The organism is Acidobacteriota bacterium (assembly GCA_016196065.1).
In the GTDB taxonomy this organism is placed as follows: domain Bacteria; phylum Acidobacteriota; class Terriglobia; order Terriglobales; family Acidobacteriaceae; genus Acidiflorens.
Window position 1 is genome coordinate 40,339 of sequence record JACPYL010000018.1, and the last position, 20,821, is coordinate 61,159.

The following is a 20,821-nucleotide window of genomic DNA, read 5'->3' on the forward strand; positions in this document are numbered from 1 at the left end:
TGCCCCCAGGTCCGCTCCGCAGTTCACTGATTATCTTGTCCGGATCAAAGCCGCAGCGCTTACTGCTCCGTCGTGATCGCGAAGATCGCAAGATTTCCGGCATTCAGCAACTTGCAATGCAGGGCCTGCATTCCAACCTGGGGAATAGGAATCGACCACAGCAAGACTTGATAGTGTTCCCGGACCACATCCTTTATGTATTCCAATGCAGGCTGTGCGGAGGTCGCGATCGGAAGGATTCGGCTGGCTCCATAGATACGGTTCGCTTGGGCGATCTCAATTCCATTGCGAACCGGAAGGGTATGCATCTTCCCGCCGGCAAATTGCAGAGTGTATTCCGCGGCAGTATCTCCAAAGTGCTGGTTCGTGGCGGACGGAATATTGCCGAAGAGGTCGGGCGCATCTCTCAGCGGATATCCCGTTCCAAACGTGACCTGACCCAGAATGTGCAGGACTGTGCAAGGCTGGTCTATCGGAACCGTAACTTCCGGGACCTCGGTTGTCAGAACGAGGGGCCGCACTCTACTTTCGATCGAGGGCGAGTGGAATGTAACACCAGAAATTTTCACCTCAGGAATCTTCCACAATTCGAACTTGTCTCCGGTTCGCTTCCACTGGTCGCGCGCCATCCTGGTGGAGGCCCAATATCTTTCCAGTTCGGTCTCCAAGGCTTTCCATGAGCGCTTGGCGGTCTGCGAGTCTGCGATCGCCTGCAGGTCGACGCTTCGGAAATTGCTGTTGCGAGAAAATGGATTAACGCGCAAAGGCAGGACTGTCGGGCGATCTGGGGCGTAGCTGATTTCTTGTTCCGGTGCGTCACTGCCTGGATTCGTGAGAGGCTGCTCGCCCGCCTGGCGCCGCAGATGAAACAAGCGCTTCAGTTCGCGGGCGACTAACTCTCTCGACTCCCGCGCTTCCGTGACAACACCGGACTGAAGGACTCCGTTGCGCATCTCTCCGTCGATGCGGCTGTATTCGCGAATGTCCTGCCACGACCAGAACATCGTGCCCGCCAATTCGTGCGTTCCAATCAAGTCGATCAGGCGATTGACACTGGCTTGCATCAGCGGTTCGTTTTGACCAACGCTCTTGCCTCCCCATTCAGAAAAAATGAGCGGCTTGGACGGACCGTCGAATGCGGCCTCTTCCGCAAACTCTGCTGGATTATCGGTATAGGGATGCTGGTCAAAAAAATCCATTTCAGCGTCGACAAACAACGGCTTCACATCTTTTGCGGGCCGATCGTTTGCTGCCGCGACCAGTCGCTTAATCGGATCCAATCGGTTGCAACGTTCCTTCCCTTCTCGCAGGGACTTTTCCGTGAGCGTGCATTCGTTGGAGATGAACCAGATCATGACGGAAGGAGAATTCCAGTCGCGGCGGATCGTGCCTTCCAGGATTCGAAACCCCATTTCGATGGGAGGGCGCGCGGCGGTCGCAAAATCCACCTGCCAGAAGCCGGGCTCTTCGGACACCAGTAGCCCGAGTTGGTCCGCCAGTTCGACGATGTGCCGGTCGTGCGGATAATGCACCAGGCGGACGAAGTTGCAGCCTATGGCTTTGATCATCCGCATGTCGCGTTCTTGCTGGCTGCGGGTGAGCGTGAATCCTTGGTCCGGCCACAAATCATGCCGGCAAACGCCGTTGAGGACGAGGCGCTTCCCGTTCAACAGGAAGTCCCGCCCCTGGGTCCGAATGTCGCGAAAACCTGTGTGGCACGTCCACATGTCCTTACCCGAAGGCGTTTCCAGACTCACAGTCAATTCATAAAGATTCGGAGACTCGGGAGACCACAAACTTGGATGCTTGAATTCGAACGCCAATTCCACGTCGTTCGTGCCTGCTTTGAATTGGACGGACTGAGTAACGCGAGCTACTTCGCCCAGCCCCCGCCTGACGGTGACCTCCGCCGTGCCGTCACACGCCCCTGTGCTCGACACCGTGATGCTAGGCCGTCCGCTGCACGCGCTGAAATCGGAATGCAATGTGTAGGCGAGCCGCACGTTCTCGACGTAGCATACAGGGCGGATCTCGACCCACACATCGCGAATGATCCCTCCCGAGGCTTCCCATCCGGGATTGTGTCCAAGGATGACTTCGGCCGTGCCGCTTCCGTCCGGTAAGGGCTCGAGGTCGACAATCTGAACCTCGACTTCGTTCATGCCTTCCTGGACGTGTGCCGTACATTCAAATTCGGCAGGGATGTACGGTCCGGATGTGGTCCCTAGTTCGTTGCCGTTGACGGTCACGCGGCCCCAGAAGGCGATGGCTTCGAAGTGAACGAATACGCGCTGCCCTCGGTTGAGTTGGGGGAGTACGCATTTCCGCTTCAGAATGTAGTTGCCACTGGGGCGAAGAGAGGAAGGAACAAGAACCGTGTCGTAGAGCACGTCACCAATGTGACGTTCCCATTCTCCATTCAGGGAGATGCGAGTTCTGGCAGGTGAGACGACTGGATGTGAACTCCCCGCCAGAACCGGGACCGCGGCGAGTGCTGCGGAAGCACTCAGCGCACCCAGAAAATTCCGGCGATTGATCATTTCACCTGACCAGCCATGCTGCGCTACTTGGGAAGCTTTTCGAGTAGAACCAGAAACACTCCATTGGTCCAGCCAAAGCCGTCAGCGTTGTATTGATATCCCGCAGCCACGGTCACATCCGATGACCGCGTCAGCATGTTGTACTTCTCGAGGATGCTACCGACTCGTTTGTAGTCATCCATGACTGTAGAAAGAAACTTGATGGAGATGCGGTCGGCGTCTGCATCCATTTTGTAGTTACGCAGGCCCTCGACGGCAAACAGCTGCTGGGGCGCCCATCCGTAGGGGAAGTCCCATTGCACGCCGCTTTCACGCGTACTGGCTACGATGCCGCCTGCCCGTTCGAAGATACCGATGTTCTTCTGAACAGCTCGCGCCTGCTCTAGCGTAGCCCATCCCGCCCACAGGGGGAAAAACGTAGAGGCAAACTCGTACCCGGAACGCTTCCCTGCTTCGAAATCGTAGTCGAAGAACTCTCCGCGCTCGGTGTCCCAGAATAGTTTACGCATGGTAGCCGCGCGCGTCGCCGCACGCTCGCCCCATTGCTTTGCATCCTGAGTACGTCCCAGGATGCGCGCCATTGCCTCCATATCTTTCTCGGTTTTGTAGAGCAGGCTGTTCAGGCACACCGGCGCGAAGTGGTGAGTTCCCACACCGTACGGGCCGAAGCGGAAAGAGATGTCGTATCCCGACTCGCGCATCGCGCGGTCGCCATGCCAGTACTCCTCGGTCATGTGCAGAGTGGTCTTGGTCTCGCACTTCTGATGGGCTGCCGAGGATGCTGTGTCGCACACTTCCACGGTAAACGCAGGATCGTAGACGCTACCGCTTTCACCGGCCTTGAGCGGCGCAATGTAGTTACGGGCTTCCGCCGGATGCGCCATGAAGTAGGCCACGGCTGCGCGTTGGACCCCTTCTTCGTCCACCAGGCTCTCCGGCGTCAATCCGTTGCCGAAGTCGTAGAAGCGCGAGAGACCGGTATTTCCGGCGAGATGCGGCGCACGCGTCCACATCGCATAGTCTTTGGTCGCGTAGCCGTAGGCTTTTGCGAGCCAGGCTTTGTCGGCCTTTCCAGCCGCCTTTTCTGCCTCGTACACCGACATGACCATGGCGGTAAGAAAGGGAGGCTGCGCACGCGTGAGGTAATACGTGCGGTTGGCGTTCAAGATCGTTCCGTAGTGTTCAATCTCAAAGAAAAAGTTGTCCACCATCCCGCGCGCAAGCGGTACGCGTCCGTCGCTGACCAGGCCGCGAACGATGAAGTAGCTGTCCCAGCCGTACATCTCGTTGAAGGATCCGCCCGGAACGACATAATTGTTTTCGAGATAGAGAAGACCATGCGGATCGAACTTGTTGGTATCGACCTCACCAGGCCCATGAATTTGAGCGGGCAGTTTCTTCACCTGGATGTGGCAATCCTGCTGCGCTTTTTCGACAGCAGGCGGTATACCGTATTCCGCGGGGAGATAAAGGACCGAAGCAGAGGGCATCTTCGGATCGGTTACAGTCTTGCAGTCCGACATGGAGCGCGTCAGTACATCCCAGGTGGATGCGATATGGGTGCGGATAGCTGCGACCCTGGCAGGATCGAGTTTCGAGGCATCAGAGGCGTTCTGCGCGCTGCAAGCCGTGGCCAGGACGCCGAGAAGCAGCGCCCTTTGGCAAACAGATTCCGAGATACCAGCAATCTTCAACATGATTTTCCCCGCATGAGACTTCCCTCTCATTGGCTCGCACTCTGCTTTACGATTTGTTCAATTGCGTGACCCTTCACGTTCTTCATCTCGAGCCCTAACAGCGCCGCGATTGTAGGAGCGACGTCCAGATTGGAAATGCTCCCCAGATGATGGCCCTTCGGCACGCCCGCACCCCACGCGATGAAGATCGCCTGCATTTTAGGATCGCTATTGAGGTAGCCGTGCGTGCCCTTGCCGGGGAACTGCGTCACGTATTCCCCTTCTGACTCGTTGCTGAACACATAGTCCGGCGTAGCGGCAAGAACCATGTCGGGCGCTTGATCGCTGGCGGATGGAACTGGCAGTCCAAGTTTCGGCAGTTCGTCGGTGCCATAAATTCGATCAATGCCCTCGACGCCAGTGAAGATGGCGCGAAGTTTGGTGGATAATTCGACTTTGCGAGCAGGATCGGTCACATACACCATGGCTGTGCCTCCGGTCGACATCACCCATGCGTCGCCCTTGGCGTGAGCTTGCGACCCGCTCAATAATCCTTTATCGCGAAGAAGCACGTTGGGATGCAGCTTGTGCTTGATCTCACGAAAACCGTGATCCGAGACGACGATCACTGTCGCATCGCGGGAAAGGCCGGTGCGCTCGAGGAGATCGACAATTTGCTTGACGTGGCTATCCAGCAGAGCCATTGCAGTGAAGCTGGCGTTGCTCATCGGACCATATTCGTGATTCGTATCGTCCCCGGTGAGCAGATGGAAGAGCATTAGATTCGGCTTGTGCTCCTCCAGAATCTTGACTGCCGCATCGGTCCACATTTCGTCTTGCCACGCCTGGCTGCTGTCCTCGAAGGTGAGTAACTGCTCGGCGGTTACGGTTCCCTCGGCAATCATCTCGCGTTCGATGGCGCCGTTTGGATCTGGAATTTCCGGAAACTTCCAGGTGATTGTCTTCGCCCCATAGATCGCGACCCAATCGACCTGCGCCGTGGTAAGGCCTGCCTGATAGGCGATGTCATAGATGGTCGGCGCATGCACCATCACGTCTTTGTCCTTCCACGGCTCACTCGACGGCTGCAGTCCTCCCTCGGGACGCAGGAGCAGTCCATTAAATAGAACGTGGTGCTCTGAGGCATTGACTCCAGTCACGATCGCCGTATGGTTCGGCCAGGTGACGGTGGGATTGATCGGTTGCATCGAGGCAGCTACAGCACCTTCCCTGGCAAGCCTGCGCAGAGTGGGAATGGGTAGCCTCGGGTCATCCAAAGCGTAGGCGGGAAAACCGTCGAGACTGATGACCACGACCATCCGCTTTTTGTTGGGGCTTGCGTGCAAGAGCGCAGGAATCGCGCACGCGGTCAGCGCAACTGCGCACACGAATTGCAGAGGCTTGGCGAGCCTTTTCAATGAAGTGTCTCCCAGCAGTTGATTCAAGTTCGCTCGGTTATGGTCGCGACTCAGAAGCAAATTTCACCGCAACCGTCTTGATCTCGTAAGGCTTCGTGTGCACCGTGACGCTCCCGTTTGTGACGGCGAGGTTTCCGATCGACTGCTCGATCAGATTGGTCTCCGACGCACTCATCGCTCCGGGCGGCAGTTGCACTCTTACATCCGCTTCTTTTCCGGCCCACTCATAAAACCGCAAGATCACCGCGCCGTCGTCCTCGGCCCACTTCATCGCAGTGAGAACAACATTATCGGAACTGAGCCCGATGAAGGAATGCACCGGAGGCAGTGATCCACTATGGCTCTGCACTTGCGCCGGCCTCAGCTTGTAATTGAGTTCGTATCCGCGCCGCACGGTCTCCGCCGTCTTCCAGGTTCCCCCATGCGGATACAAGGAATAAGTGAACTCATGATGCCCCTCGTCGGCATGGGCGTCCGGCCAGGACGGCGAGCGCAGCAGTGACAGGCGTAGCACGTTGCCCTTGGCGTCGTATCCATATTTGCTGTCGTTCAACAGACTCAGCCCGTGTCTTTCGTCGGAGAGGTCGGCCCAGTGCTGCCCGGGAACTTCGAACTGCGCCTGTTCTTCTGGAGTGTTGCGCGTCGTCGGACGCTCGATCGATCCAAATGGAATTTCAAAGGTCGCCGTCTTGCTATGCACGCTCACTGGAAACGCAACCTTGAGGAGAATGTGTTTCTCGTTCCACTCGGTTTGCATGTTCACATCAACGCGCGGAACTCCGGGGTACATCGTGATGTCCTGCACGAAGGATGAATTCTGGAAGTGATGCTTGACGCGAATCACTGCCCGCAGCGGACCCGATTCCGCCAGCTTTACTTCATCCGCCTTATCGAGGCTCCAGTATTGCTTTTCGAAATCGGCATCGATGTTCCACGCGTCGAACTCCTTCGGCTTGTCGACAAATGTCTGGAGGAGGTTGCCGCAGGCGACATTCTTCGGACCGCCCGTGTCACTCTCGGCAGGCGCGAGTGTTTCCTGCTTGCTCTGCTTGTCAAAGAGGCTCGTGATGCAGCCCGTCTGCGGATCAACTTTCAGGCGGACAAATTCATTTTCCAAGTTTTCCGAAGTTGCCTTAAGACTGGAACCTGCGGACGCCGCTTTGGCGGTTGGTCGCACATAGAAGGTCGCGTAACCGACTGCTGGAACAGTGGCGCGAAACAGGAAACGAACGTGATGAGTCTCTTTCTTGTTATCGAGTACCTGTGAGGGAACGGCTTTCCCGGTGGAGTCGACAACTTCGATACTGGAAGACGACGCCGGCAACTGCGCTTCACCTTCGATCACGTCTGTGCGCGGCCACGACATCGAGTTGTACACAACGATCGGCGTTCCGGCCTTGCTCGTGTCGATGCGGCTGGAAATCTCATCGAACGAATGTTCCAGGATGCCGTTGCCCGAGCGTTCCACTATTTCAAGATCGCGTTTGGCCTCCAGATAGTTCACCGCAATGCCCGACCCCGGCATGATGTCGTGAAACTGGTCGAAGAGCAGGCTCTTCCAAGCTGCGGTGAATTCCTCCTGCGGATACGCGCGCTGGTAAAGATGTGCCAGCGACGCGTACTTCTCGGCGTCGAGCAAGGTTTCCTCGGCATGGCGAATATGTTTCTTCGTTTCCGCCTGGGTCGTAAACACGCCGCGGTGGTATTGAAAATAGAGTTCGTTTTTCCAGACTGGAATCTTCAAATCATTCCGCTTGTCCAAATCATCGAAGAACGCTCCCGCTGTGCTGAACTCCACCTTCGGAAATACGACATCCGGGTTCATCAGGCGCTTGCCCTGGTCGAGCATGGTGCGAGTCGGGCCTCCACCATGATCGCCCACGCCATAGAGGTACATCATGACGGGATCTTTGGCGTTCGCGGGATACATCGAGGGAATCCACGTCCCCACGTCCTCGGCCATCGGGATGGGCTCCATCGAACTGCCGTAGTCGTGCGGGAAATATGTCAGCAGCCGGCTGCCATCGGGAGCTTCCCACCAGAACAGTTTGTGTGGAAAAGTCGTGAATTCGTGCGCCCACAGCAGTTTTTGCGTGACGAAATAATCGATGCCGGATTTCTTGTAGATCTGCGGCAATTGCCAGTTGTATCCGAAGGAATCCGGATTCCATCCAATTTTTACGTCGACTCCGAATTTCTTCTTGAAATATTGTTTGCCGATCAGGATCTGGCGTGTGAGCGACTCGCCACCCGGCATATTGAGGTCTGGCTCGACCCACATACCCCCGACAATTTCCCACCGCCCTTCTTTGACGCGCTGCTGGATTTCCTGGAACAACTCCGGGTACTTTTCTTCCAACCACTCATAGGTGCGGGCAGACGATCCGGCGAATTTGAATCCCGGATACTCCTGCATCATGTCGAGCGCGCTGCGATAGGTATTGCGTACGATTTCGACCGTCTCCGTCCACGGCCATAACCACGCCATGTCGATGTGCGAATTCCCAACCGCGCGAATTCGGAACTGCTGCACCCACGGTTTCAGTTCCTGCAGACGGGCCTGTGCCGCTTGCAAAGATGCGTCAAAGCCGTTCTGGTCGCCGGCGTTCAGCTTGGAGAAATCAATGGCCTGCACCGCCGAGTCCAGAACTTGCTGTCGTGCTGGATCCGGATAGGCATTCAGGATCGGCTGCAGCGACAGGACCTCCAACCGCAAGAGCCCGGGGTCAGGCCGGCTGGCGGGAGGTTCGATGAGAATTTCACTTCTGTAGAGTGTTCGGGGCAGTTCGCCGACCTGGAGTCGAAGTGCAATCAAGAAACGCTGATCCGGCTGGGCACTGGTGGTGAGTAAAATTGGCTCCAGGGTATCGGAGTTGCCTCGAAATACGTTGGCGTTGTTGGAATAGGCCGACAGCATGGTCATGCCGTCGCCTTGCAACTCAAACGCAACCTTCAGACTTGCGCCACGGATGTCATATCCGTCTACGTTTTTCGGCGTGGTGTACCAGCAGCGGACAACTTGCACGCCACTCTCAAACTTCGCTCCTAACGCAATCGGCTTCCAAGAGGATTCGTCGAGCGCCGGGTCCTCCGGGTGCGTGACATCCGCATGCCATTTGCAACCGGACAATTGGACGAGCGTCAACGCTTGCAGCTTGTCTCCGACATCTTTATGTCGATCCGGAGTCGTTGCGAGTTGGGCTATGCCGGACTGCGAGGCGAGCACGAAAATAGCGAGAACTGCGGTCTGCGTGATCAAGGAACGAATCAATGAACCGGTTAAGAGTGCTTTGCCAGCAAGGGATTTCTTGGGAGATGCGGTTTTCATTCTCTCTCCATGTTGCCCGAAGGATTGCGCTCAGTTCCATACCAGTGTAGCGATCGAATTCTCTTCGATCGAAATGGTAGCTGAGTTCGTCCCTTGTAACACCTCGACGCTCCGCGCGGGACCAACGTTGGTCATGACCAACACTTTCTGGCCTCCAGGATTTTCAACGGCCACGTGACTCAGATTCTTTGCGAGGCTCTGTGACTCGAAACGCCTTGCTCCACGCCGGATCGCACGGGAGAAATGCGCGAGTGCCCAGTACTGGCCGCTTCGCACAATCTCTTGCGTGCCGGGATTGATCATCAGGATGCCACCGGCCGGATAGGGCCCGATGTTGGGCTTCCCCTTTTCATCCGTGGCGATATTCCATGCGACCGCAGAGCGGCACCAGTTGTTCAGCACGGCGGTATAGGTCGCACTCCATTTGGCCCAGTCGTCCTGATAGTGCGGGTCGTTGTAGTCCGTGCTGCCTTCCGTAAAATGCAACTCGGTTTCCGGATGCGCGGCATGCACCTTGCTCATCATGCTGGGATCGCCGGTGTAGGGATGAAAAGCAGCTCCACTCACATACTGGCGGACGTCAGGATCATCGAGTTGCGAGATGACTCGCCCCCAATAGATAAAGTTATGGTCCAGTATCCAGATCTTCGTGGACGTGTTCGTCTTCTCGAAGAGAGGACCGATATGGTCGGTGAGGAACTCCGACTCGCATTCCTGCGACCACGTGCACGCCGGCATCTGCCCGTGCTGATCGGTATCAATTTCGTTCTGCGTCGTAACCGCTTGCACCGGCACGCCGGCTTCGGCATAGGCCTGCAGAAATTTCAGAAAATACTGCGCATAGGACGCCAGGTACTGCCGGCTCATGGAGCCTCCCAGCATTGACTTGTTCCACTTCATCCAACCCGGCGGACTCCACGGCGAGGAAAACAGAAACACGTCAGGATTGATCGCGCGCACTTTGCGCAGTATGGGAAGTATGTAGGCGCGATCGTGATCGATCGAAAACCGCTTGAGTTCTTGATCGACATCGCCATCGTCATAGCTGTAAAGCGACGACGCCGAGTCCGCCGCTCCAATGCAGGTGCGGTGAACATTCAGCCCCATCTCCGACGGATGGCACAGCTCATGGAGCAACTGCTCCCGCAGGGACTCGCGAAGCTTGTCGATCACATCGCAGGACGCGTCCGAAAAGCACCCGCCGAAACCGAGGATGTCCTGGAACTTGTTGCTGGGAACGAGACGAATGAAATCCGTAGTGGGTGTGACCGAGGATGAATTGATCGTCGTCGAAGGCGCCATGGAAGACAACATCGTCTGTGGACGCCACTGAATCGGCGCGCCCGCGGCAAAGCGCTGCTTGCCGTTCGTAAACCACACGGCAACATCCGATTTCGGCGGCGCAATGCTGGAAGGGGTGGCGGCTCCGCTTGGAAGCGCCGCAGAAGCGGACGATGACAGCGACGCACTCGCACCCACTGCCCCCAGGCCGAGTGCTGACAGCTTAATAAAAGCTCTTCTGGATTTCATGATGTTCGCACGATGTGCGACCTCGATCGGACGGATTGCTTCTTCCCGGCTCTAAAATGCCCGACTGATTTCTAGCACATCTCCAACCTACCCGGATCGTCCAGATGGTCCGCTGTGTGTGGGGCAGCGGACCATCTGAATTGGCGGACCCCCGATGCGTCGGGCCGCCAAGCTAGAACAACACCTTGAGCGAGAGCTGCATGATCCGAGGTGGATTGGCACTGTGAATCGTGCCAAAGCCAGAAACAGCTTGCGTAATGGGATCGACGGTAAATGTGTCGCTCACGTTCCCGTCTGGCTGACCAAACTGGGTGTGGTTGAATGCGTTAAAGAGCTCCACCCGGAATTGCAGCTTTATTGTCTCCGTGATCGCGGTGTCTTTCAGCAACGCGATATCCCAGTTGTTCAAGCCCGGGCCAGCGAAGAATCTGCGACTGGCGTTTCCTAATTGGCCAAGGGGTTCAAGGCTAAACAGCGAAGGGTCGAAGAACGGCTTCGTCCCCGAGCGGACATCGCTGATATGCAGCGGACCTGGCGTGTAGACCGGAGTATCGATCGGCAGCCCGATCGCGCCTGCGCCACTCGTGCCCAACAGTGAGCGGTCGTCGGTTTCGACCAGCGTAACCGGCAGACCAGCCGAAAACTTGGTGATGCCGCTCAGGTGCCATCCCTTCACCAGCCGACTAGGACCACCCAGCCGATCAAAGGGCAGTTGGTAGTCGTAACTAAGCACGAAGTAGTGCCGGGCATCGAAGGCGGACAGCGCTCGCTGACGAGGATTCACAAAGTTGATCTGCTCGCCGTATCCGGATCCATTGTCCAGCGACTTGGAGTAGGTGTAACCGGCCAGAAACTCCAGCCGCGAGAGACGTTGCCGCACGCTCAGCTGCAACGAGTTGTAGCTGGATTTTCCGCTGGTGATGAAGTACCCGTCGCTGCTGAAGTCCTTGCCGAAAGGCCCGCGAGCAACGACCTCTCCGCCACCAATGGGATGGAACGCACCTGTTTCGCTGCCCGGTCCGCACACCTTTCCATCGGTGACTTGATCATCCTGGCTAACGCTCAGGCAAATGGCCGGATCACTTGGATTGGCCTGAAGCGACGACAGCAGATGATGCCCCTGGGCTCCGACATAACTCGCCTTGACGAGAGTCGCCTGTCCAATTTGCCGCTCGAACGACAGTTGATACTCTTCGGTATAGGGCAGGACATTTCTGTGCCAGAAGGCGGGAGAAGTGCCGATCGGCAAGAAGTTAGCCCAATTAATCGGAGTATCCGTCGTCGGAAGCGCGACGGGAAAACGCTGACCTTCGATAAAGCCGGTAGCGCGATCCACGAATGGAGTCACAAATTGCGGCGGAGCAGGACTCCCATAGAAAATGCCGAACGGGGCATCGCCGATTTCGTTGAAGTTGGTTGCCCCTTCAAACGTGCTGTAGAACAATCCGTAGCCTACGCGGATGCTGGTCTTTCCCGGACCGCCGGTCAATTTTTGCAGGAACCCGCTGTCGGCAGACGGCGAATACGCCAGTCCGAGGCGGGGAGCAAAATTGTTATAGCGAGTTGGAGCGAGCGTGCTGGGGATCCCAGGGTCGCCAGGGAATACCCATCCCGTTGGGGAGCCGGGGAACCTGGTTGAATCCAGCCCGGGCACGAGGGTTTCGAGCTGGCCATTCTTTTCCGACCACGGCCGGCTCACATCCCATCGCAGCCCATAGTTGACGGTCAAATTCGGCTTCACGCGCCAGCTATCCTGGCCGAACAAACCGAAATAGCGGGACCGCCCGTAGGAAGGAAATCCCTGTCCTTGCGAATAACCCGCCGGAGCGCCGATCAGAAAATCTGCGAAATCTACGCCCGTTTCGTTCCCGTTGAAATTGAAGTCCCCGTTCGACCCTCCGTTGTATTCGGTCAACTGGTTGTAGCGGAATTGCCCGCCGAACGTCACCGTGTGCTTTCCAGCCACCCGCGTGAAGTTATCCATCACTTGAAATGTGGTCTCCGTAACTCCAAGCGGACCGCCAGAAGCGCCAAAGGAAAGACCATTGTTGAGATGGATGTTGGGAACGTGCGCGTACTGGGGCAGCGAAGGCGAAATCCCCAGAGTGTCGGGGCCTTCTTCAAAACCCAGAGATTTCGGCGTCACGTCCGTACCACCAGTGGGTGCATGAATCAGGAAACGAAGGCGCGTCAATCCGAACCGCAGTTCATTGACCGACGTCGGGCTCAGAGTCTTCGACAGTCCAATATCCGCTACCTGAGAGCGGCCGTAGAAATCGCTGCCAAAGCCCGGAAGAAATAGGTTTGGGACACTCTGAAGGTATTTATCGAAGAAGTAGTATCCACTCAGAAGACCAAGGCGCGAGTTGTAGTCCGTGCGGCCGCTGAACTTGTTGTCGTGGAGGCGGGCCGGAAGCCCAACGGGAGTGAAGAGACCATCTCCCGCGTTGCCCGGAGGAATAAATTGCAGAAGATTCTTCGAGGGAACCGAAAACGCACTGCTTGGAACCTGAGCACCCGGAAAGACGCATGTCGCCGTCGTGCATCCCGGTGTGAAGTACGGCTCATTGGCCGTCACCGTGTAGCCCAGAGCATCGGAAAGATCTTGCGCCCAAACCGCTCCTTGCACTGTCCCGGTCAAAGATTCGGTCAGTGCCGAGAAATCGCCCTGCCGTTCCGCTTCGGTCGGAACGGTGAACTGTCCGGTCCCGCCGCTCTGCCCCTGGACCACGCGGTTGCCCTGATAGTCGCCGAAGAAGAACAGCTTGTCCTTCAAGATCGGGCCGCCAAGGGTGACGCCAAATTCGTTCTGCTTGTGATCGTCTTTCGTTGAGGAGAAGAAATTCCTGGCATCAAAAGACCTGTTTCGCAGGAACTCGAAAGCGCTGCCATGAAACCGGTTTGTACCGGATTTCGTGATGACGTTGACTTGGCCGCCGGCGTAGTTTCCGTACTCGGCGTCGAAGTTGTTGGTGACGATTCGGAACTCGGCAATGGAGTCCAGATTCGGAATTACGCCGGCTCCGGAAAAGGCAAACTCCTGCACGGTGGTTCCATTCAAGAGAAAACCATTCGAAGCTTCGCGCTGCCCGTTAACGGACAAGTTACCGGCATTCAGGTCGCCCGAGATCTTCGTGAACGTAAAGCCAGTAGCGCTAAATTGACCGCCATCTCCGCCGGAAAGGCCCGACGAAATTGCGGACACTCCGGGCTGCAAAGCCAAAAGGTCGGTATAGCTGCGCGTCACCAGCGGAACGGACGTAATCGTTCGCGCACTGATCACCTCGCCATTCTGCGTGCTGGCGGTATCAATCTGCACAGCGTCGGTGGTGACCTCCACCTTTTCACTGACCTGTCCCACGACCAACTTGATGTTGAGGACTTTTGCTGAATCGACGTCGAGAAGCATCCCGGTCTGGTGAAAGGTCGTGAATCCCGTTTGCTGAACTTGAATGTCGTAGTGGCCGGGTTGGAGGTCCACAAAAGCGTAGAACCCATCCGAGTTCGCCTGGCGCGTACTGACGATTCCGGTGTCTGTGTCGGTCACCTGGATGGTGGCGCCGGAAACAACCGCACCGCTCGCGTCCGTGACGATACCGGAAATGCCGGCAACCACCTTGGCGTGCGACACGCCGCTCAGGCAGACCGCCATCAGGATGCCTACCGAGAAACAAAACTTCTTCAGGCGCGATGTGATCGCGGCCGATGCTGGATGTGCGCTCTGCTTCCCGTACTGAACGTTTGCCTTCATAATTCCTCCCGGGCGCTGCTCTCCGCTTTGACTTTTGTCTTGTCTAAATCTAAACGCTTATATTCCGGGGTTTATATCAGTGAATCGAAGACAGGTCAAGGCAAACTTTTCTAGCACCCCCGCCGCTTACTCCGGTCGCCTTCATCCCGCCACTCCCAGGCCCGAATCATTTCACAAAACCAGAAGGGCCCACAAGGGCCAATCGTTAAGCCAGTGTTACAAACACGGCTCCGGTCCGGAAATACCCCGGCAGGGCGATGGCCGGCCCGCCACTCCACCCGCAAACGCAATCCCGTTGACAACTCGGTTCGCATTTGCCATAGTTCATAACGTTTAGAAAGAGTCGGGCCATCTTATCTTCATCGACCGGAGACGACTTGAGCGCAAGTACGGTTCTTGTTCATTCCTTAGACCTGCCTTCCAACCAGGCGGGAGAACTGCTCCACCTCCCTCGCCAGAAAGCGGAATGGGAGTGGATGAGCTTTTTTGTCCGCCGCTTGTTACCGGGCGACACGTTTCAAACGTGTACCGAGCAGGAAGAAGCCGCATTTGTTCTTCTTGGAGGCACTTGTCTCGCGGATTGGGGTCAAGGAATGAAACAACTGGGCAGGCGGAAGAACGTATTTGACGGTCTACCCTACACGCTCTACCTGCCCGCACATAACCAGGTCTCGTTCTCGGCGGAAACGCCCTGTGAAATTGCTATTTGCCGTGTTCCCTCTGAAGCCCGGTTGGAACCAAAACTGGTGACGCCAAGTGAAGTCGTCAGCAGCCTGCGCGGCGGCGGAAATGTTTCCCGCCAGATCGTAGACGTGATTCCGCCCTCCTTTCCTGCCGACAAACTCGTTGTGATTGAGGTCTACACGCCGGGTGGCAACTGGTCGAGCTATCCTCCCCACAAACACGACACCCACAATCCACCGGCAGAAGTGGATCTGGACGAAATCTACTATTACCGGATCGCGCATCCAGACGGCTTCGCGCTCCAGCATCTGTATGCTGGAACTCCTGGCGCCGAGCGCACCGTGAAAGCGGAAGATGGCGATGTCGTACTGGTTCACAGCGGTTATCACACTGTGGTCGCAGGCCCGGGATATGACGTCTACTACCTGAATTTCCTGGCTGGATCCTCGCGCGCGCTGGCCGTTACGGATGACCGGGAACATGCATGGATACGTTCCACATGGAATTCGACCGACCCGCGTTTACCGCTCGTGCGCGAGTGATTGTTTCTCCTGAGGATGAATCGGAGAAGGCACTGCGGGCAGGCACACGGGTATCATGCTTTATCCGGAGCTGAGTCCAGTTTTATGACCAGACGCCTCACTGTCGCACAGGCCATCATTGCCTTCCTGAAGAATCAGTGCGTGGAGCGAGACGGCCAGCAGGTTCGCTTCTTTGAGGGTTGCTTCGGGATCTTCGGACACGGCAATGTTGCGGGGATCGGGCAGGCGCTTGAACAGGATTCAGGTCTGCCCTACTATCTGTTCCGCAACGAGCAATCCACGGTGCACGCGGCAGCGGCGTTCGCCAAGGCAGCGTTCCGCATGCGGACCATGGTGTGCACGACTTCCATCGGCCCCGGTGCCACCAACATGGTGACCGGAGCCGCGGCGGCAACGATCAATCGCGTACCCGTTTTATTGTTGCCTGGAGATATCTTCGCCAGGCGCAACGTCGCGCCGGTGCTGCAGCAACTGGAATCCCCTGCCACGCAGGACATCTCGGTCAACGACTGTTTCAAACCTGTGTCGCGGTACTGGGATCGCATCCAGAGGCCCGAGCAGATATTGACTTCCCTACCGGAAGCAATGCGTGTTCTTACATCGCCAGCCGAAACCGGCGCAGTCACCATCTGCCTGCCTCAAGACGTGCAGGCTGAGGCGTTCGATTTTCCTGAGGAATTATTTCGTAAACGTATTTGGCACATCCCCCGCAGCCGGTGCGACCGTGAGCTTCTAGGACGCGCCGCAGAATGGATTCGTACCGCCAAGCAACCACTCCTGATTGCAGGCGGCGGCGTGCTGTATTCGGAAGCCTCCGACGCGCTTTCGAAGTTTGCAGCGGCGACAGGAATTGCGGTGTGTGAAACGCAGGCCGGCAAAGGCTCTCTGGCTGATAGTCATGCTCAGAATGTCGGGGCAGTAGGAGTCACGGGCACTTCTGCTGCAAATATTCTGGCTCGGGAAGCGGATCTAATCATCGGCGTGGGGACTCGCTACAGTGACTTCACGAGCGCTTCCAAAACCGCGTTTCAGAATCCTGCTGTCCGCTTCATCAATATCAATGTTTCGGAATTCGACGCGCATAAACACGCGGCGATCGCTCTCACCAGCGATGCTCGCACCACGATCGAAGAACTGCAGCAGGTGATTGTGGGCCACAAAGTTGAAGATCGCTACCAAGCGCGGATCTCCACGCTGCGCTCAGACTGGGAGAAGGAGGCCAGCCGTATTCTGAGTATTCGAACTCCCCCTCCGATCGCGCAAGCGGAGGTGATCGACATCATCAATCGCTCCACCGAGCCTTCGGACATCATGGTCTGTGCGGCGGGCAGTTTGCCCGGCGATTTACACAAGCTGTGGCGAACGCGTCAAGCAGGCGGCTATCACATGGAGTATGGCTATTCCTGCATGGGATACGAAATCGCCGGCGGACTGGGCATCAAGATGGCGTACCCGCAACGCGAAGTTTATGTGCTGGTGGGCGACGGCTCCTACCTGATGATGGCGCAGGAGATCATCACTTCGGTGCAGGAAGGATTCAAACTCAACATCGTCCTGCTGGATAATCACGGCTTCTCCAGTATCGGAGGGCTGAGCCGAAGCTGCGGCAACCAGGGCATGGGCACGGAATACCGCTATCGACGAAACGGGAAATACGAGGGTGATGTACTCCCGGTAGATTTCGAGGCGAACGCAGCAAGCTTGGGTGCGTGGACTGCTCGCGCCCGTACCGGCGAAGAACTCAAAGCGGCCTTGGCTCTTGGCCGAAAACAGCCGCGTACGTCGGTTGTTGTAATTGAAACATCCTATGACCAGCGGGTTGGGGGGCACGAGTCCTGGTGGGATGTTCCGATCGCGGAAGTCTCCGAGCAGGAGTCCGTCAAAGCTGCCCGAAAGAAATATGAGGACGCGCGCAAAAAGGAACGCCACTTCCTATAGAAGCAGCGCTATTTGCGTCCCACGACCGGAGTGTTCACGGAATCGGGAAGGTTTGCATGTTGTCCGCTGGCAACAAACTGGGCGAATCCGCAAGACTCCCGTATGCGTAGTTCGGGCAGTAATTTTTTCACCACGGGCTTGCTCTGGTCGCCGCTGATTCGCTGGATCAAAAGTTCCGTCGCCTCACTCCCCAACTGATGTTTCGGCAACTCCACCGTGGTCAAGCGGGGGCGAAACACTCCGAGCCACGGATAGTCGTCGAAACTCACCAGCCCGAAATCTTCTGGACACCGTAGACCCATTTCGTCTGCTGCTTTCAGCAATCCGATCGTCATCAGGTGATTGGCGACATAGATTCCGTCCGGACGGTGCGAGAGCAACGAATGGCCCGCGCGGAAACCAGACTCGATGCGATAGTCGCCCTCGACCACTAATGCAGGATCAAAGGGCAGCTGGTTCTTTTCCAACGCATCTCGAAATCCGCGCCAGCGCTCTTTCGCATTACTGATTCGCAAAGGACCGCTGATGAGGCCAATCCGGCGCCGCCCAGCGCGCGCGAGATGACACACCGCTTCGTAGGCGCCGCGATAGTCATCGCTGATCACCGCGTCCCTGGTGAGCGTTGGATAAGTGCGCATGACGAGAACAAACGGAATGTTGACCTCTTTAATCATCTGCCGCAGAGCCGGACTAAAATCCCCCGCCGCTTTGGTCAGTAAGATTCCGTCCACCCGCTTCGACAGAAGCAATTCGATCGCGCTTTCTTCCTTAGCCAGGCTGTCATCACTGTTGCACAGAAGCAGGTTGTAGCCCTGCTTGAGGGCTGCGTCTTCCGCGCCGCGAACTACCATCGGGAAGAAGGGATTCGCGATGTCGGGCACGATCATGCCAATCGTCTGCGTCTTCTGTTTGATCAGGCTGCGCGCAATGAGATTGGGACGGTAGTTGAGTTTTCGTATCGCATCCTCAACTCGCTCGCGAAGAATCTTCCGAACATGACTCTTGTTGTTGACGACCGCCGACACGGTGAAGATCGATACACCAGACTCGCGCGCAACATCCGATATGCTAGCGGCTTTGGCAGGGTTCTTCGGGGCAGTCTTTTTCGAAGGAGCCATACGTCGACATCAAGATAACAGGACTACCACGGGGTTCAAAACGTTTCGTCCTGCTTTTTAGCTAGATTGCGTCAGGATTTGGAACCATGAAGTCGCGCACCACCCCGTCGAGATCGTGACAGGCGGTGATGAATTGCCGAAGAGTTCGCCGGTTCGGGCCAAAGGAGTCAAACTCCGTTGGCGCCAAGCCCCCTTCGTTATAAGAGCGGCAGAAATCTGGGAACTTCTCCAACAGTTGCTCGACCACCTTCGCAGGGACAGGGTCGTTGATACGGGATCGCACCTCGATATCGCTCGCATTCAACCGTACCTGCCATGCATAGGGCGGCGAAATCACCACGTCGCCGCCGATGAATTCGCTCCAATGCATGGGATTGCGAAATGCAGCTGAGAGGAGCCGGAGCCGGTAACCACGTTCCTGAAATAGTTGATACGTCTTCTTGAATACCGCTACACCCGCCCATTCCATGTAGCCGGGATCAATGGCAACGTTGTCTTTTTCCACCAAGACCCTGAGCCAGTCGTCCAGTCGGCCGACCATGATCGTGCACACGGGCCCCATGGTCGCGATGCTTTTCCCTTCCGCTTCGCGGCGCTTCAGTCCCCGCTCGACGGCCTCGGCCACGGCGACACATTGCGGGAGGGTGAAGCACACGGTCGCGTTGATGCTAATACCTTGATACGTTGCCTCTTCGATCGCGGGGATTCCCGCTTGCGAAACCGGAATCTTCACGATCATGTTAGGCGCAAGACGGCTGAACTCCACCGCCTGCTTCACGAGTGCATCGCTGTCCCGAAACAGACGGGGGTCGGTCTGAATCGAGAGCCGGCCATTTGTTCCCCGCTGTTTGTCGAAGATCGGCTCCAGCAGGGCAGCCGCTTGAATGGAAACATCGCGAACCAACTGCCAGGCGATCTCATGCTCGGTCGCCGCCGGACGTGTCTCAATCAGTTCTTGAATTCGACCCTTCCACGCCTTGATTTCCTTCTTCAAGACACCGAGGACAATCACAGGATTGCAGGTCGCTCCAACCGCTCCGTGCTCGATCGAATACGAGAGTTCCTGCACGGATGCGGAATCGTTCCACAAACACGTGGACGTGGACTCCGTCATTTCGTGGAGAGGGCTCTTGTAACGCGACGCGGCAGCGTGACTCACTCATTCCTCCGAAGACATGGATCGAGCACAATCGGTGAGACTGCGGAACAGTTTTTCGCAGGGGCCACTACGCCGCGTCACGATGCTTCAGCAAGACGCTCGTCCGTCACGGCCGCCGTCTTTCCGTTGCGGTGTGACTTCTCGGCCGCCACGGCAATCGCCAGAGCTTGCAGGCCATCCTTGCCGGTAACGCGAGGTTCGCTATCCCCCAGGATGCAGTCGACAAAATCCAGCATCTCCGCTCGATAGGCTTCTGAAAAAGATGTGAGGTAGTGATCCGTTGTCATTTGCATACTCCCGCTGCGGGTCAACACCGTTGCAGGCGTACCCAGCAGACTTCCCACCATGATGGAACCTTTCGATCCGACGATTTCTGTGCGTACGTCGTAGCCATAGAGGGCCTGCGCGTTGGACTCGATGTTTCCGATCGCGCCGCGCCCATACTTAAGATTCACTACGCTGGCAACCACGTCTCCAAACTGCGCGAGTTCAGGGCGAATGGCGACGGTTGTAAAGGCGTGAACTTCGGAAACCTCGTCCTGCATTAGCCATCTCGCCAGGTCAAAGTCGTGAATGGTGTTCGCGTAAAACAACATTCCATTGATCCCCGACTGATAGGCCACCAGCGGTGCGCCATCCTTGTCTCGCCCGATCGACTTGAATACCACCGGAACTCCGATTTCACCCGCCTCGATGCGCTTCATGGCCGCGGCATAACCCGGATCGTAGCGGCGCATAAAGCCAACCTGGAGACGGACGCCCGCCTTGTCCACCGCCGCTAACAAGTCGTGTGCCTCGGCGAGGGTCAATCCAAGGGGCTTCTCACAAAGGATGTCTTTGCCGGCCGCAGCGGCTGCCTTGACGCTTGCGGCGTGAAATTTGTCGGGAGTTGCGATCACGACAGCGTCGACGCCCTTGCATTCCAGCATCGCTTCCAGGCTGTCGTAGGAATCTTCGATTTCGAGATCCGCCGCGACCTTGCGTGCGCGCTCGCCAGAGACGTCCGCCACGGCCACCAGCCGGGCTCTGGGCACGAGCCGCCGAAGATTCTCGGCATGCCGCTGCCCCATCTCCCCGACGCCAAGCACTGCGACTCCCAGCTTTCCTTTTTGCATTCTCTTGCCTGCCCCTCAGCTC

11 protein-coding genes are annotated in these 20,821 nt (G+C 57.0%); 2 read left to right on the forward strand and 9 right to left on the reverse strand.

Translation table 11 applies throughout. The features are described from left to right. Nucleotides 1–59 precede the first annotated feature (59 nt). From HY010_16880 to HY010_16905, 6 genes are all read right to left on the reverse strand, one after another. On the reverse strand, nt 60–2,540 hold the full coding sequence (locus HY010_16880; protein ID MBI3477407.1) for a twin-arginine translocation signal domain-containing protein: 2,481 nt from the start codon (nt 2,538–2,540) through the stop codon (nt 60–62). 23 nt (nt 2,541–2,563) lie between these two features. Continuing rightward, nucleotides 2,564–4,237, reverse strand: coding sequence for a trehalase (locus HY010_16885; GenBank protein MBI3477408.1), 1,674 nt, complete (start codon nt 4,235–4,237; stop codon nt 2,564–2,566). Between the two features lie 26 nt (nt 4,238–4,263). After that, nucleotides 4,264–5,634, reverse strand: a complete 1,371-nt coding sequence (locus tag HY010_16890) for an alkaline phosphatase family protein (protein ID MBI3477409.1) — start codon at nt 5,632–5,634, stop codon at nt 4,264–4,266. A 37-nt stretch (nt 5,635–5,671) separates the two neighbouring features. Beyond that, the gene (locus tag HY010_16895) at nt 5,672–8,962 is read right to left on the reverse strand and encodes an alpha-mannosidase (GenBank protein ID MBI3477410.1); all 3,291 of its coding nucleotides are present in this window, start codon (nt 8,960–8,962) and stop codon (nt 5,672–5,674) included. A gap of 30 nt (nt 8,963–8,992) precedes the next feature. Further along, nucleotides 8,993–10,492 carry a hypothetical protein gene (locus HY010_16900; protein MBI3477411.1) on the reverse strand — a complete coding sequence of 500 codons (1,500 nt, stop codon included), beginning with the start codon at nt 10,490–10,492 and terminating at the stop codon, nt 8,993–8,995. A 172-nt stretch (nt 10,493–10,664) separates the two neighbouring features. Next, a complete protein-coding gene (locus HY010_16905) occupies nt 10,665–14,243 on the reverse strand; it encodes a TonB-dependent receptor (GenBank protein MBI3477412.1) in 3,579 nt (1,192 codons plus the stop codon). Nucleotides 14,244–14,656: 413 nt separating this feature from the next. On the opposite strand from HY010_16905, the gene iolB reads away from it, so the two are divergent. Both iolB and iolD read left to right on the forward strand, forming a co-directional pair. Further along, nucleotides 14,657–15,469 (forward strand): 5-deoxy-glucuronate isomerase, encoded by an 813-nt coding sequence (iolB, locus tag HY010_16910; GenBank protein MBI3477413.1) that lies wholly within the window; start codon nt 14,657–14,659, stop codon nt 15,467–15,469. Between the two features lie 84 nt (nt 15,470–15,553). Then, nucleotides 15,554–17,407 (forward strand): 3D-(3,5/4)-trihydroxycyclohexane-1,2-dione acylhydrolase (decyclizing), encoded by a 1,854-nt coding sequence (iolD, locus tag HY010_16915; GenBank protein MBI3477414.1) that lies wholly within the window; start codon nt 15,554–15,556, stop codon nt 17,405–17,407. An 8-nt stretch (nt 17,408–17,415) separates the two neighbouring features. Here the strand turns inward: iolD and HY010_16920 are convergent, their stop codons facing one another. The 3 genes from HY010_16920 to HY010_16930 all read right to left on the reverse strand — a co-directional run bounded on the left by HY010_16920 (nt 17,416) and on the right by HY010_16930 (nt 20,799). After that, nucleotides 17,416–18,525, reverse strand: a complete 1,110-nt coding sequence (locus HY010_16920; protein ID MBI3477415.1) for a LacI family DNA-binding transcriptional regulator — start codon at nt 18,523–18,525, stop codon at nt 17,416–17,418. 61 nt (nt 18,526–18,586) lie between these two features. Then, nucleotides 18,587–19,639: a transaldolase family protein gene (locus tag HY010_16925; protein MBI3477416.1), complete on the reverse strand. Its 1,053-nt coding sequence runs from the start codon at nt 19,637–19,639 to the stop codon at nt 18,587–18,589. A 122-nt stretch (nt 19,640–19,761) separates the two neighbouring features. Next, nucleotides 19,762–20,799 (reverse strand): Gfo/Idh/MocA family oxidoreductase, encoded by a 1,038-nt coding sequence (locus HY010_16930; GenBank protein ID MBI3477417.1) that lies wholly within the window; start codon nt 20,797–20,799, stop codon nt 19,762–19,764. Nucleotides 20,800–20,821: the final 22 nt, after the last annotated feature.